We start from the raw sequence: 13750 nt of genomic DNA on the forward strand, positions 1-13750 counted from the left end.
CCTCAAAAACGGGTCTTCTGTGAACAATGCGAATGCGCCATATAGAAGGCAAGTACAGCGGCCGAGGGGAGCTTAGAGGCGAATGGACCGGCGACAATTCCTCGCGCTCGCTACGGGCGGCACATTTGCCGCCACCGCCGGTACGCCTTTCAATTCCCGAGCCAGTTCGATGGCCGGTTCCAGGGCAGGAGATCCCCCGATGACATCGACCGAAACGTCCTATGCGCTGACGCGCCCTGCCTATATCGACCAGTCGCACCTGGTGGTCAAAGACCTGGCAGCGGTTTCCGGCTTCTATCAGAAGATGCTCGGCCTTTCGGTCATCGAAAAGACGGCGAGCGGCGAGGTTCTGGGTGTCGCGGGCCTGCCGCTCCTGACGCTGACGACGGATGGCAACGCGCGCGAGGCTCCCCGCAACGCCGCCGGCCTCTTCCACACCGCCTTCCTGATGCCGGACCGCACCGAGCTTGCGCGCTGGCTGCGCCATGCCGCCAACAACAATGTCGTGCTCGACGGCGCCTCCGACCATCTGGTCAGCGAGGCGATCTATCTCTCCGATCCCGAAGGCAACGGCATCGAAATCTATGCCGACCGGCCGCACGACAGCTGGAAGTTCCACCCCGACGGCATGGTGGAAATGGCGACGCTGCGGCTCGACCTGCAGGCGCTCTACAACAGCGCGCCCGACGACGCCTGGACCGGCATGGCCGACGGCACCGCGATCGGCCACATCCACCTGCAGGTCGGCGATATCCCGCAGGCGGACGTCTTCTACCGCGACGTGCTGGGTCTCAAGCTGATGGCGCGCTATCCGGGCGCGAGCTTCTTTGCGAGCGGCGGATATCACCACCATCTCGGCGCCAATATCTGGAACAGCCGCGGCGCCGGCAGGCGGGCCGAACATATGACCGGCCTTTCCGACTACAAGATCCGCTTCAACGACAGGCAGACGCTCGACAAGGCCGTCGCCAGGCTCGACGAACTGGAGATCGCCAGCGAGAAGCGCGACGGCGGGGTCTTCCTGAAAGACCCGTGGGGCATCGGGCTCACGCTCTCCGTCTGAAGAACTGTCTCCCAAGGCATCGAAAGGACCGTTCCGGCATCCCGCCGGGCGGTCCTTTCCCTTTTGCGCATCTGCCCGGTTGAGCACCGGCTTGCGTGTCCGGGACGGCCGCAGGAGCCGGGCTCGACGCCATCATGCGCCTGTAATAAACTGGTCGTATCGTCCAGGATTACAACCCTCAATAGATTTCGCAGCCAATCCCATCGTATACCGACGAAATGTCCGCCAGCGGACGGAGGAGGCAGAATGACAGTGGAGGATTCCCAGCGCGTCCGGCAGGTCGCCGAGCAGGTCGCGGCCGCCAGCCCGCCGGATGTGCAGGCCGATATCAATGCGCTGATGCGCAGCGCGCAGAAGCCCGGCTGGCTGGACGAGGCCGGCCGCGCCATGAATGTCCGCTACGGCGGCATGCGCGCCTTGATGAACCGGGACCAGCCGGTCGAGGAAGGGGTCGATATCGGCCCGCCGCCCGTCGGCGACCTGGAAACGATCGTCTTTGCGGTGGGCACGCCGGTCTTCCTCGTCAGGAACAATGCCATCGACATCGACAGCGCCCGCGAGGAAGCCAGGGCCTGGCGCCGCATCCTGACCGACAATGCCGCCAACCTGAACCGGACCATGGTTTCGATCGGCCGTGTCGACGTGACCAATGCCGACCGCGACTATGCCGGGACGGCCTGGGTGATCGACGACGGTCTGGTCGTCACCAACCGCCATGTGGCCAACCTTTTTGCGGAAGCCAGCGGCACCGGCTTCAAGTTCAAGATCGGCTTCGACGCGCGCCACGAAATCGGCGTCAACATCGATTTCCTGGAGGAATACGGCAACCCCGCCAGCGACGAGGTGAAGATCGAACGCATCGTCTGGGTGGCGCCCGAAAGCGGGCCTGACGTTGCCTTCCTGAAGCTGCAGCAGGCATCCTCGCCGGTCGGCCGCATCAAGCTCGACCTTGCCTCGGAGGCGCCGGTGCGCAACCTGCCGGTGGCGGCGATCGGCTATCCCGCCAGCGATTCGCGCTTTTCCGACCAGCGGCTTGCCGAAAAGATCTTCGGCGGCGTCTTCACCAAGAAGCGGCTTGCGGTCGGCAACCTGCTGGCCGCCGACGAGAACCGCGTCACCCATTCCTGCTCCACGCTCGGCGGCAATTCCGGCTCGCCGCTGCTCGACATCGGCACCGGCAGGGTGATGGGGCTTCACTACAGCGGAACCGAATTCATCGAGAACGACGCGGTGCCGGCGGCCGTCCTGCGGCGCTGCCTGCAGCGCGCCCGCGGACTGCTTGCGCCATTGAACGGGGAGATCATCATGAGCACCAACGAGGGAAGCGGAAGCGGCGCAGGCGGCGGCGGCAAGGTGACGTTCACTGTGCCGCTGAAGATCACCGTCGAACTGGATAGCGCCGCGCTGCAATCCCCGCTCGCAGGCGGAGCGGCCGGCTCCCCTTCGGGGCCGTCCGTCACCGTCAGCGCAGCCGGTCCCGGCGGCAATGCGCCGCCGCCCTCGCCGATCGCCATGCCGACCAGGGAGCAGGTGCTGGCGGCGGTGCGCACCGCACGGTCGCTGCTTGCCAACCGTGACGACGTCGTTGCCATCAAGCCCGGCTATCGCTTCGAGAAAGGCGAGATCACCGATCAGCGCGCCGTGGTGATCGCGGTCAACCGCAAGCTCGAACTCGGCGCCCTCGAAGCGCGCGGGCGCACGAAACTGCCCGACTATATCGACGGCGTGCGCACCGACATTACCGTCGCCTCGGCGGAGGACCTGTTCGGCCTCGGTATCGAAGAGGCCGGGCAACCGAGCTGGCATACGAATTACCAGCCGCGCCCCGACCTGCCGCTGACCCGGCGCCCGGTCAACGGCAAATTCGTCATCCATACCGGGCCTGACGCAAGCTGGCCGCAGCTTGGCCCCTTCCTGTCGAAGACGCGCAGGTCGCTGGTCGTCGCCATGTACGATTTCGGGGCGACCAATGTCGCCAACGGCGTGCTCAACGCCGTCAAGGGCCAGGCCGAGACGATCGCCATGGTGCTGCAGATGGGCGGCAAGGTGCATGAGGGCGACCTGACGGATGCCGAGGCGGTCGCGCAGATCCGCGACGCGAAGGGCAGCAAGTTCGATTTCGCGCCGGCGAGCGTCGGCAGGAACGGCATCTTCGATTCCGCCTACCATATCAAGGTCGCCGTGCGCGACCACAGTGCCATGTGGCTTTCGAGCGGCAACTGGCAGAGTTCCAACCAGCCGAACGTGGCGCCTTTGACGAACAAGGACGACGCGGCATCGGCGCTCAGGCTCTACAATCGCGAATGGCATGCGATCCTCGAAGATGCCGGGCTCAGCAAGCTCTTCGAGGACCATATCCTGCGCGACCTCGAAGAGGCCAAGACGGTGACGGAGGCCGGGCTGGTGGCCGAACAGCTGGTCTTCCTGCCGGCCAACCTCGCCGTCGACACGCTGGAAGCGCCGCAAAAGCCGCGTTACTTCGAGCCGCTGACCGGCGAACGGACGATCGACGTGCAGCCGATCCTGACGCCCGACAACTATATCGACACGGTATTGCCGTTCATCCAGTCTGCCAGGAGCCGGATCTACTTCCAGAATCAGAGCTTCAATACGAAGACGGTGGGCGACGGATATCGCCGGCTGCTCGACGCGCTGCTGGAAAAGCAGACGAGCGGGCTCGACGTGCGCATCATCTTCCGCAGCTTCGGCTCCGAGGACCGCGACGTCATCAGCAACGCCAAGGATTACGGCTTCGATACAAACAAGATCCGCAAGCAGAAGAACTGCCACACCAAGGGCATCATCGTCGACAGCGAAGCGGTGCTGATGGGCAGCCACAACTGGACGACGGCCGGCACCGGCTTCAACCGGGATGCGAGCCTGATCTTCTACGATGCTGAAATCGCCAAATTCTACGAGGAAATCTTCCTCTACGACTGGAACCGTATCGGCCCGGCGAGAATAGACGAAAACCTGCCGCCGCCGGTGCTCGCACCGGCCGGCGGAGAGACGGCACCGCCCTCCGGCTACATCGCCGTCCCGCTCTCGATGGCGCTCGGGCGCTAAAGCCGGCGCCATCGTCATTCGCGGCCGCGGCGCCCTGCCCGGTTCAGCGGCGGGGCTCGATCGTCACCTCGCCGAACATGACGCCGCGCGTCAGCGGCTTGGCGAGGAAATCGTGCGGGAAGCCGAGGACGATGGCGCTCGCTTCGGCAAGGCGGGCGCGATGTTCATCGGACAGCACGGTTTCGAGCGCGCCGAGATTGTCTTCGAGCTGGGCCATGGTCTTGACGCCCATGATCGGCGACGTGACCGCCGGATTGGCCAGCGTCCAGGCTAGCGCCACCTGCGCCGGCGTCCGGCCGGTTTCGGCGGCGACCTGCTTCACCACGTCGGCAATGGCGAGATTGCGCTCCGTCAGCGCGCCGTTGCCGGCGGCGACATTCTTGCGGGTGCCGACCGCACTTGCCGTGCCCGCGCCAATATCGAGATCGGCGCGGCTGTATTTGCCGGTCAGGACGCCCATGCCGAGCGGCGACCAGGGGATGACGCCGAGGCCGAGTTCCTGCGCCATCGGGATCAGGTCGCGCTCCACCGTGCGCTCGATCAGGCTGTATTCGATCTGCAGCGCCACGAGCGGCGCCCAGCCGCGCAGGTCGGCAAGCGTCTGCATGCGCGAAACCTGCCAGGCGGGCGTATCGGAAATGCCGGCATAGACGATCTTGCCGGCACGGACGAGATCGTCCAGCCCGCGCATGACCTCCTCGGCCGAGGTCGTGAAGTCCCAGGCGTGCAGGTAGAAGAGGTCGATGTAATCCGTGTTCAGCCGCTTCAGGCTGTCTTCCACCGAGCGGACCATGCTGCGGCGGTGGTTGCCGCCGGAATTCGGGTCCTTCGGGCGTGAGGTGATCGTGTATTTGGTGGCGATGACGAGTTCGTCGCGGCGGCCTTCGGCAAAGCGGCCGACGAGGGTTTCGGACGTGCCGCCCGTATATTGGTTGGCGGTATCGATGAAATTGCCGCCGCGATCGACATAGGCGTCGAACATGCGGCGCGATTCCTGTTCGTCCGCACCCCAGCCCCAGTCGGTGCCGAAGGTCATGGCGCCAAGCGAAAGCGGCGAGACGCGCAGGCCGGAACGGCCGAGCAGGCGGTAGCGGTTAAGAGACAATGCAGCGCTCATGGGAAATCTCCTCTTGTTGCAGAGGGAAGATGCGCCTTGCCGATACTGACAACAATGCTACATTATCGACATGGCTTCTTTAGAAAAGAGCGCATAATGCGCGGCAGCGACTATGCGGAACTGAAGGCTTTCGCGGCGGTTGCCGAACAGGGCAATTTTGCCCGCGCGGCCGCGCGGCTCGGCATGTCGCCTTCGGCGCTCAGCCAGACGATCCGCACGCTCGAGGAGCGGATGGGCATCCGGCTGCTCAACCGCACGACGCGCAGCGTCGCACCCAGCGAGGCGGGCCGGCGGCTGCTGGCGCGGCTCCTGCCGGCGCTGGCCGATCTCGACCAGGCGGTGGCCGACGTTGCGGCGCTGCGCGACAGGCCGGCCGGGCTGCTGCGCATCAACGCGCCGCGCGTGGCGATCGTCCACAGGCTTGCGCCGCTGGTCGCGCCCTTTCACGCGGCCTATCCCGACATCGCCCTCGACATTATCGTGGACGACAAGCTCTCCGATATCGTGGCCGAACGTTTCGATGCCGGCATCCGGCTGGGCGAGATGGTGGAGAAGGACATGGTGAGCGTGAAACTCGGCGACGAGATGCGGCTCGTCGTCGTCGCCTCGCCGGACTATGTCGCGCGCCGCGGCATGCCGGAAACGCCGCGGGAGCTGCGCGACCATGCCTGCGTCGCCTCCCGCTGGCCGACGGACGGCAGCCTCTACCACTGGGAATTCGAGCGCGGCGACGAGAAGCTGGAAGTGGCGGTCTCGGGGCCGCTCAGCACCACCGACAACGACCTGATGCTGCGCGCCGCGCTTGATGGCGTCGGCATCGGCTATCTCTTCGAAGAGCATGTGACGGATCATCTCGCCGCCGGCCGACTGGTGAGGATGCTCGACGACTGGACGCCGCCCTTCCCCGGCTTCCACCTCTATTATCCAAGCCGGCGCCAGATGCCGCCGCCGCTGCGCGCCTTCGTGGATTTCATCGGGCGCCGGCGATCTCGCTCCTGAGCTTCTGATAGTCCGACAGGATCTGCCGGCCCCATTCGAGCGCCTTTTCGCCATCGGGCGTCAGCCCGAGGTAACGCCGGCCGCGAAGGATGAGCGTGGTGTTGAGGTCTTCCTCCAGCCGGCGGATCGCCGCCGAAAGGGTCGGCTGGGCGACGTTGCAGGCTTCGGCCGCGCGGGCGAAGTGCTTTTCTTCCGCAAGGGTGACGAAGAAGGAAAGGTGTCTGATCTGCATGGCTGGGGCATCCTCTTTATCGTTATATTTCTAGAAATATAACGACTGTGAATTCAAGCTTTTCGTTCCGCGCCGCCGAGAAATATAGTTGACTAGGAAACAACATCATTGTAGTTTCCTAGTCAACAAAATGGAGCCCGTCATGACGCATCCGCCCGTCCCGGCGCTGACCACGCATCTCGGCTACTGGCTGCGGATGGTTTCGAACCAGGTGTCGCTGGCATTCGCAAAAAGGCTGGAGGCGAAGGCCGTGACCGTCGCCGAATGGGTCGTCATGCGCGAACTCTACGATGTCGAAACGCTCGCCCCGAGCCTGCTTGCCGACCGACTGGGCATGACGCGCGGCGCCATCAGCAAGCTTGCCGAACGGCTGATCGCCAAGGCGCTCATCGCGCGCGACGCAAGCCCCGCCGACGGGCGGGCGCAGACGCTGCGGCTGACCGGCGAAGGCCGGCTGCTGGTGCCAGAACTGGCAGCCCTCGCCGATGCCAACGATGCCGCTTATTTCGGCCACCTGACGCCTGCGGAAAGAAAGGCGATGGAAGACATGCTGAAGGCTGTCGCCAAGCGGCAGGACATACGCACGATACCGGTCGAATAGGCCGTCCACACCCGACTTAAAAACCGAAAGGGAGAGCGCCGATGAACGCGCAGCAGAGAGTTATTGCCGAAGATTGCACCAGGGCGTCCGAAGAGGACCGCATGAGCTTTCCGCAGATATTGGGCCTCCTTTCGGAGGCCGGCATCGAAAGCTATTTCGCCGACCTCAGACGAGGGGTGAAGGTCTATTACCTGCCTGCGGGTGAAACGCTTGAGATCGCCACCGGCGCGGCAAGGCCGCCGGTTGCCGAAACCTTCGATGCCGCCGCGGTCGGCGCGGCCGTGCAATGGGCGCAGGCAGCCGCGGCCGACTATAGCTACAAGGGTTTCTGCGGGAGGGTCATGGCCGCCGGCTGTATGGGTTATCTCGTCTCCCTGCCCGGCCGGCGCGCGGTTTATTTCGGCCGTACCGGGCAGACGCATGTGGAGCATTTCCCGGACCGGTAGCCCGTCCGCCCGCTCTGGAACCGGTGGCAACCCTTGCGCGTTGATTGGCGAAGCAATGGGGCTTCGGGGACAAACCGCACATGAGCATCGCCAATGGCATCAGAAAACAGGCCGACAGGTTCCGTCTCGACGAACGCCCCATGAGTTCATGGGCACGCACCTTTCAGGCGGCGGCGGAGGAGCTTCCGCCGGCTCCCGTGCGCCGCGTCGAGAAGGACGGGCTGGATATCACCATGGCCTGGGCGATCATCGGCATCTTCGGCATTCTCGGCCTTGCCGCCGTCTACCTGATGTCGCTGATCCTGATCCCGATCACGCTTGCCGTGGTCGTCGGCATGATCCTCGGCATGGCGGCAGAGAAGCTTTCAAAGATGGGCGTGCCCCGGCTTGCCAATGCGGCACTGCTGTCCACCAGCGTCGCCTTCATCATCTTCATGCTCATCAATTCGCTCGCCGGCCCGCTGACGATGCTGGCCAACGAGGCGCCCGGCTTCATCGACCGCACGACGCAGCGCCTCATGCCTTATCTGGAACGGATCGAATGGCTGCACATCACGCCCGCGACCTTCCAGAGCGGCCCGATGTCGATCGACGCGCTGCTCGAAAATACCGGCAACGTGCTGCATGTGGTGACGACGAACCTGACGCCGGCGCTGGTTCAGGGGCTGATCTTTTTTGCCGCGCTGCTGCTGTTTCTGGCAAGCCGGGTCAGCCTGCGCAAGACGATCATCATGACCTTCCGCGAGCGTTCGCAGCGGCTGGCGGCGATCCGCGTCATCAATGCCGTGGAACAGGCGCTCGGCTTCTATTTCGCCACGGCCTCGCTGATCTACATGGCGCTCGGCGTGGTGATGACCGTCATCGCCTATGTCGGCGGGCTGCCGACGCCGGTGCTCTGGGGCTTTTTCGCCTTCCTTTCGAGCTTCGTTCCCTATCTCGGCATTACGCTGATGACCCTTGCCGTGGCCGTGGCCGGCATCATGGCGCATGACGGCATCGTCATCGGCCTGATCCCGGCCGCGGCCTTCTTCACCGTGCATCTGGTGATGGAAAACCTGATCTTCCCCGCGGTGATGGGCCGGCGGCTGGAGATCAACCCCTTCGTCGTCTTCCTGGCGATCATCTTCTGGACATGGATGTGGGGGGCGGTCGGCGCCATGCTGGCGCTGCCGCTCTCGCTGATGGTCATGACGATCATCGACGAACTGCTGATCGAGGAAAGACCGCAGCCGCAGCTGCCGAAGTGAGGATAGCGGGCGGCAACGAGCCGGGAGAAGCCCGGCCCTATTCCGTCGTCCTGTCGTCGCCGGTATCGGCGACATCCTGCAGGCGCACGAATTCGGTGCCCTTGGCCTTGAGATCGACGAGCGCCCTTGCCACACCCTCGCCCGCCGCATGGGTCGGCTGGTTGATGTGGGAGATGACCACGTCGCCATCCCTGGCGGCGGCAATGCGCTTTTCGGTGACTGCGGCGCCCAGCAGCGAGCCGCCGTCGCCGTTTACGGAATAGCCGGCGATGCGATAGCCCATGGCGCGGATCTGGCCGATGGCGGAAAGGTCGTATTTGGCGGTCGAGCCGCGGAACCAGCGGGGCGCGGGAATGCCCGAAGCGACCATGGCGGCCGCCCCACCTTCCACTTCCTGCCTGACGGCATCGGGCGAACCGGCCGAGGGGATGCCATAGACGAGCACCGGCTTGTCGATTGCCGGAATGTGCTTCTCGCCGTGATTTTCCAGTTCGAAGAGATCGGGATTCTGCAGGAAGACGGCAAGCGCTTTCGGATTGCGCTTCAGCCAGCGGGCGGTGACGAAGACGGTGGCGGGAATGCGCTCGTTGACCAGCGTCGAGAGAATGCGCTCGTCGGCCTCGCCCATGCAGGCGTCGAAGGTCAGCGCGATGCGGGCATGACCCGCGACATTCGAGCGGGCGATGTGCAGATGCGGCTCGACGAGCTTCGGTCCGGCGGCGACCGGCGCACGGGCGGCAGGTGCGGCAGGCGGGATTTCCGCGGCGAATGCCGACGAGGCGGCGGCCAGCAGCAGTGCAGAGCCAAGAAGAAAGCGCTTCATGAAGAATCAGATTCGGTTGCTGTTTTGCCGCTTCTTAAAGCAAAGCATGAAGGCGGGCCATGTGGCCTGATGCCGCCCGCGAAGGCGCGGGCGCGGCCTCAATCCGCCCGCATTCCCGTGCCAGTCCAGAGGACGGCAGGTGCTGGAGGCTCAGTCGTAGAGATAATATTTGGTCCACTTGTCCTTCGGAACCTTCTCGCCGATCTTGTATTTCAGGTCGCGCACGTTGATGTGCTGCGGGCCGGTGATGCAGGTATAGGACAGGTGGTACCAGTCGCCCTTGCTGCGGAAAACGGCGCCGGGGGCTTCCAGGCGGTCGTCGCTCGGGATCGGGTCCTTGAACGTGTAGGCGATGACCTTGTCCGGCCGGAAGCCAGTGCCGTCCTTGTTGATACGGCTCATGGCCTCGGTATCGCAGCTCTGTTCGAGGCGGGTGGCAGGGTCCAGCTTTTCGAGCTGCTTCTTGATGGCGGGATCCACGGCATAGGAAGAAGTGGCGGCAAGGCCGATGAGCGACATAAACAGGACCAGACGTTTCGGCATGACGGAGAAACCTTTACTGCTATGCATTCTTCATACTGCCGCCGGCTGCCTGCCGGGGCCTGGCGCGGGTGTAGTTTTCGCGCGACGCTAGCGGACATTCTTAAACAATGTGGTGACATCAAGGCAACGCGGCGGCCATTTTGTCTCAAGACGGTTCACCGCCCGACGCTTGATCCGGACCGGCCGCACCTCTATCTCTTGCCGAGCGATACCGCCATATACGGAGCCTTCCTTGACCGCTTTCAAGAACCTGCCTGCCCCGCCCGCCGCTGAAAAAAGACCGGTTTCCGACACGCGCCACGGCATTACGCGGACCGACGACTATGCCTGGCTGCGGGCCGACAACTGGCAGGCCATGTTCAAGGACCCCTCCATTCTCGACCCGGATATCCGCGCCCATCTGGAAGCCGAAAACGGCTACATGAACGCAGCGATGGAAGACACCAAGCCGCTGCAGAAGGCGCTGTTTGCCGAGATGCGCGGGCGCATCAAGGAAGACGACAGTTCCGTGCCGATGAAGGACGGCGCCTATGCCTACGGCACGTCCTTTGTCACCGGCGGCGAGCAGCCGCGCTATTTCCGCATCCCGCGCGAGGGCAACGTCAAGGACGAGGCGATCCGCACCGTCCTGCTCGACGGCGACAAGGAAGCCGCCGGCAAGGCCTATTTCCGTCTCGCCGGCCTCGACCATTCGAGCGACCACAGCCGCGGCATCTGGGGCTATGACGACAAGGGCTCGGAATTCTTCACGCTGAGGGTTCGCGATCTTGCAACCGGCGAGGATCTGTCCGACGTGATCGAGAATACCGGCGGCGGCGGGGTCTGGGCGCCCGACGGCAAGAGCTTCTTCTATTCGGCGCTCGACGAGAACCACCGCCCCTCGAGGGTTTTCCACCATATTCTCGGTACGCCGCAGAGCGAGGACCGGCTGGTCTACGAGGAAGAGGATGCCGGCTTCTTCATGGGCGTCGGCGGCTCGCTGCTCGACGACTTCATCTATATCGACATCCACGACCACGAGACCAGCGAATACCGGCTGCTTTCGACCAGGGACCTGACGGCGGAGCCGAAGCTGGTCGCCGCGCGCGAGGAAGGCATCGAATATTCACTGACGGAAGGCGGCGACGTCTTCTACATCCTCACCAACGACGGCGGCGCCAAGGATTTCAAGATCATGGAAGCGCCGGTTGACAGACCGGGCAAGGAAAACTGGCGCGAGGTCGTGCCCCACAAGCCGGGCACGCTCATCATCAGCCACATGGCCTATGCGCGCCATCTTCTGTGGCTGGAGCGCAAGGACGGGTTGCCGCAGATCATGATCCGCGACCGGCGCAGCGGCGAGGAACATGCGATCGCCTTCGACGAGGAAGCCTATTCGCTCGGCCTTTCGGGGGCGGCCGAATACGACACCGACGTCATCCGCTTTTCCTATTCATCGATGACGACGCCCTCGCAGCTCTACGACTACAACATGGTCACGCGCGAGCGCACGCTGCTCAAGACGCAGGAAGTGCCGTCGGGCCACAATCCCGACGACTACGTCACCCGCCGCGTCTTCGCGCCCGCCTGGGACGGCGAGAAAGTGCCCGTCACCCTGCTCTATCGCAAGGATACGCCGCTCGACGGTTCGGCCCCCTGCCTGCTCTATGGCTACGGCGCCTACGGCATCACCATTCCGGCCGGCTTCAACACCAACTGCCTGTCGCTCGTCGACCGCGGCTTCGTCTATGCCATCGCCCATATCCGCGGCGGCAAGGACCGCGGCTTTGCCTGGTACGAAAACGGCAAGATGGACAAGAAGACCAATACGTTCAAGGACTTCATCGCCGCGGCTGACTATCTGAATCAGGAGAGGTTCACCTCTTACGCCGGCATCATCGCCGAGGGCGGATCGGCCGGCGGCATGCTGATGGGTGCTGTCGCCAACATGGCGCCGGAGAAATTCGCCGGCCTGATTGCCGCCGTTCCCTTCGTCGACGTCCTGAACACCATGCTCGACGACACGCTGCCGCTCACGCCGCCGGAATGGCCGGAATGGGGCAACCCGATCGAGAGCCGCGAGGAATACGAGCAGATCGCCGCCTATTCGCCCTATGACAATGTCAGCGCCAAGGCCTATCCGCCGATCCTGGCGCTCGGCGGCCTGACGGACCCGCGCGTCACCTATTGGGAGCCGGCCAAATGGGTCGCAAGGCTGCGAGAGAAGACGACGGGCACGGCGCCGATCCTGCTCAAGACCAACATGGATGCCGGCCACGGCGGCGCCTCCGGGCGCTTCCAGCGGCTGGAGGAAATCGCCTTCGAATATACCTTCGCGATCAAGGTGGCGGGCAAGATGTAAGGTCCGGATGCGGCCTGCCCCGCGCGGGCCGCCTGCTCAAGGGAGGGAGAAATGGCCGTCTATGTCGCCCTGCTGCGCGCCGTCAATGTCGGCGGCACAGGCTCCCTGCCGATGAGCGAACTGAAAGCGCTCTGCGAAGAACTCGGCTTTGCCGATGTGAAGACCTACATCCAGAGCGGCAACGTGCTGTTCCGCTCGGATGAAGCCGAAAAGGCGGTCGAGGAAAAGCTCGACGCGGCCCTCGGCAAAAAGATGGGCAAACGGCCGGGCGTGATGGTGCGCGGCCGAAACGAGCTTGACGGCATCGTCGCCGGAGCGCCCTTCCCGGACGCGAAGCCGAATTTCCTGCTCGTCTACTTCCTGCCCGAGGCCGCGCCTTCCGATGCGCTGGAGGGGATGGTGGCGCCCGACGGCGAAGAGGCGAAGCTCGCCGGCCGCGAAATCTACGTGCACTATCCCAACGGCTCCGGCCGCTCGAAGCTCAAGCTGCCGGCGCTGAAACCGGGGACCTCGCGCAACCTCAACACCGTGCGCAATCTTGCCGAGATGGCGGCGGAGATGGAAGCCGGCAACTAAGGCTGCCCGCTGCCAGCCATGCCATGGAGCTGGTCGTGCCTGACGGCGGCCAGCGGCGATTCGACCGCCGGCAGGAAGAGCATCCTGACGAAGGTGCGCAGCATCAGCACCTGTTCGGCGAGCGTGTTCGGCTCCTTCAGCGTCTTCGACAGGACGATGCCGCCTTCCAGCACCGAAGAGACCATGTCGGCCAGCTGGTCGACATCGACGGGCTCGCGCGGCGTGTAGACGGCCATGATCTCGCGGAACATGCGGCCGAAGCGGCGGCGCCAGGCCAGCACCGCGTTCTTGTTGGTCTCCTGGATCTCGCGGTCGAACAGCCGCTCGTAATAGCAGACGGTCGCGACCAGGCAGCCGGGATGGCCGTTCGGCAGGTCGGCCAGCAGTTCGGAGAGCAGTTTCAGGCCGAGCAGGAAGGATTGCAGCGGATCGTCCATCAGATCGCGCGCGCGGCTGAAAATCTCGTCGTAGATGCGCTCGTCATTCTCAATGTAGCGGTTGAGCAGGGCTTTTGCGAGTTCGTTCTTGTCCTTGAAGTGGTAGAAGAAGCCGCTCTTGGTAATGCCGGTTTCGACGATCAGTTCCTCGATGGACGTGCCGCCGAATCCCTTCTGCAGCACCGCCGCCTCCGCCACGTCGAGGATGCGATTCCGTGTTTCCTCGCCCTTTCGCATGTCTCCCTCCTGTACCCGCGGT

General features: G+C 64.3%; 13 protein-coding genes. 8 read left to right on the forward strand and 5 right to left on the reverse strand.

Going from position 1 to position 13750, the window contains the following annotated elements; all coding sequences use genetic code 11:
- Positions 1–82: 82 nt before the first annotated feature.
- Positions 83–1063, forward strand: coding sequence for a VOC family protein (locus ACFPWW_RS21450; RefSeq protein ID WP_377313167.1), 981 nt, complete (start codon positions 83–85; stop codon positions 1061–1063).
- Positions 1064–1309: 246 nt separating this feature from the next.
- Positions 1310–4129, forward strand: coding sequence for a phospholipase D-like domain-containing protein (locus ACFPWW_RS21455; protein ID WP_377313168.1), 2820 nt, complete (start codon positions 1310–1312; stop codon positions 4127–4129).
- A 43-nt stretch (positions 4130–4172) separates the two neighbouring features.
- Here the strand turns inward: ACFPWW_RS21455 and ACFPWW_RS21460 are convergent, their stop codons facing one another.
- Positions 4173–5246 (reverse strand): aldo/keto reductase, encoded by a 1074-nt coding sequence (locus tag ACFPWW_RS21460; protein WP_112756571.1) that lies wholly within the window; start codon positions 5244–5246, stop codon positions 4173–4175.
- 96 nt (positions 5247–5342) lie between these two features.
- Between ACFPWW_RS21460 and ACFPWW_RS21465 the strand changes: the two genes are divergently transcribed.
- On the forward strand, positions 5343–6245 hold the full coding sequence (locus ACFPWW_RS21465) for a LysR family transcriptional regulator (RefSeq protein ID WP_112756573.1): 903 nt from the start codon (positions 5343–5345) through the stop codon (positions 6243–6245).
- Here ACFPWW_RS21465 and ACFPWW_RS21470 read toward each other — a convergent pair.
- Entirely contained in the window at positions 6217–6477 is a 261-nt protein-coding gene (locus ACFPWW_RS21470) for a LysR family transcriptional regulator (protein ID WP_112568601.1), read from the reverse strand. The genes ACFPWW_RS21465 and ACFPWW_RS21470 overlap by 29 nt on opposite strands.
- A gap of 142 nt (positions 6478–6619) precedes the next feature.
- Here ACFPWW_RS21470 and ACFPWW_RS21475 point away from each other — a divergent pair, with 142 nt between their 5' ends.
- The 3 genes from ACFPWW_RS21475 to ACFPWW_RS21485 all read left to right on the forward strand — a co-directional run bounded on the left by ACFPWW_RS21475 (position 6620) and on the right by ACFPWW_RS21485 (position 8771).
- Positions 6620–7078 carry a MarR family winged helix-turn-helix transcriptional regulator gene (locus tag ACFPWW_RS21475; RefSeq protein ID WP_377313169.1) on the forward strand — a complete coding sequence of 153 codons (459 nt, stop codon included), beginning with the start codon at positions 6620–6622 and terminating at the stop codon, positions 7076–7078.
- A gap of 41 nt (positions 7079–7119) precedes the next feature.
- On the forward strand, positions 7120–7524 hold the full coding sequence (locus ACFPWW_RS21480) for a DUF1398 family protein (RefSeq protein ID WP_112756575.1): 405 nt from the start codon (positions 7120–7122) through the stop codon (positions 7522–7524).
- 80 nt (positions 7525–7604) lie between these two features.
- On the forward strand, positions 7605–8771 hold the full coding sequence (locus ACFPWW_RS21485) for an AI-2E family transporter (RefSeq protein ID WP_112756577.1): 1167 nt from the start codon (positions 7605–7607) through the stop codon (positions 8769–8771).
- A gap of 37 nt (positions 8772–8808) precedes the next feature.
- On the opposite strand, the gene ACFPWW_RS21490 is transcribed toward ACFPWW_RS21485, so the two are convergent.
- Together ACFPWW_RS21490 and ACFPWW_RS21495 are read right to left on the reverse strand one after the other, a co-directional pair.
- On the reverse strand, positions 8809–9594 hold the full coding sequence (locus tag ACFPWW_RS21490) for a polysaccharide deacetylase family protein (protein WP_112756579.1): 786 nt from the start codon (positions 9592–9594) through the stop codon (positions 8809–8811).
- 150 nt (positions 9595–9744) lie between these two features.
- Positions 9745–10137 (reverse strand): DUF930 domain-containing protein, encoded by a 393-nt coding sequence (locus ACFPWW_RS21495; RefSeq protein WP_112568593.1) that lies wholly within the window; start codon positions 10135–10137, stop codon positions 9745–9747.
- 232 nt (positions 10138–10369) lie between these two features.
- Here ACFPWW_RS21495 and ACFPWW_RS21500 point away from each other — a divergent pair, with 232 nt between their 5' ends.
- Both ACFPWW_RS21500 and ACFPWW_RS21505 read left to right on the forward strand, forming a co-directional pair.
- Entirely contained in the window at positions 10370–12478 is a 2109-nt protein-coding gene (locus tag ACFPWW_RS21500; protein ID WP_112756581.1) for a S9 family peptidase, read from the forward strand.
- A 51-nt stretch (positions 12479–12529) separates the two neighbouring features.
- On the forward strand, positions 12530–13054 hold the full coding sequence (locus ACFPWW_RS21505) for a DUF1697 domain-containing protein (protein WP_112756583.1): 525 nt from the start codon (positions 12530–12532) through the stop codon (positions 13052–13054).
- Here ACFPWW_RS21505 and ACFPWW_RS21510 read toward each other — a convergent pair.
- Complete coding sequence (locus ACFPWW_RS21510; protein WP_112568587.1) at positions 13051–13728, reverse strand: TetR/AcrR family transcriptional regulator; 678 nt, start codon at positions 13726–13728, stop codon at positions 13051–13053. The two genes, ACFPWW_RS21505 and ACFPWW_RS21510, sit on opposite strands and share 4 nt — an antisense overlap.
- Between the last annotated feature and the right edge of the window lie 22 nt (positions 13729–13750).

The organism is Rhizobium sp. GCM10022189 (assembly GCF_042656325.1).
Lineage (GTDB): Bacteria > Pseudomonadota > Alphaproteobacteria > Rhizobiales > Rhizobiaceae > Rhizobium.

Coding starts and splice junctions, on each gene's coding strand:
- ACFPWW_RS21450 (WP_377313167.1), top strand. CDS start 83: ATGGACCGGCGACAATTCCTCGCGCTCGCTACGGGCGGCACATTTGCC.
- ACFPWW_RS21455 (WP_377313168.1), top strand. CDS start 1,310: ATGACAGTGGAGGATTCCCAGCGCGTCCGGCAGGTCGCCGAGCAGGTC.
- ACFPWW_RS21460 (WP_112756571.1), bottom strand. CDS start 5,246: ATGAGCGCTGCATTGTCTCTTAACCGCTACCGCCTGCTCGGCCGTTCC.
- ACFPWW_RS21465 (WP_112756573.1), top strand. CDS start 5,343: ATGCGCGGCAGCGACTATGCGGAACTGAAGGCTTTCGCGGCGGTTGCC.
- ACFPWW_RS21470 (WP_112568601.1), bottom strand. CDS start 6,477: ATGCAGATCAGACACCTTTCCTTCTTCGTCACCCTTGCGGAAGAAAAG.
- ACFPWW_RS21475 (WP_377313169.1), top strand. CDS start 6,620: ATGACGCATCCGCCCGTCCCGGCGCTGACCACGCATCTCGGCTACTGG.
- ACFPWW_RS21480 (WP_112756575.1), top strand. CDS start 7,120: ATGAACGCGCAGCAGAGAGTTATTGCCGAAGATTGCACCAGGGCGTCC.
- ACFPWW_RS21485 (WP_112756577.1), top strand. CDS start 7,605: ATGAGCATCGCCAATGGCATCAGAAAACAGGCCGACAGGTTCCGTCTC.
- ACFPWW_RS21490 (WP_112756579.1), bottom strand. CDS start 9,594: ATGAAGCGCTTTCTTCTTGGCTCTGCACTGCTGCTGGCCGCCGCCTCG.
- ACFPWW_RS21495 (WP_112568593.1), bottom strand. CDS start 10,137: ATGCCGAAACGTCTGGTCCTGTTTATGTCGCTCATCGGCCTTGCCGCC.
- ACFPWW_RS21505 (WP_112756583.1), top strand. CDS start 12,530: ATGGCCGTCTATGTCGCCCTGCTGCGCGCCGTCAATGTCGGCGGCACA.
- ACFPWW_RS21510 (WP_112568587.1), bottom strand. CDS start 13,728: ATGCGAAAGGGCGAGGAAACACGGAATCGCATCCTCGACGTGGCGGAG.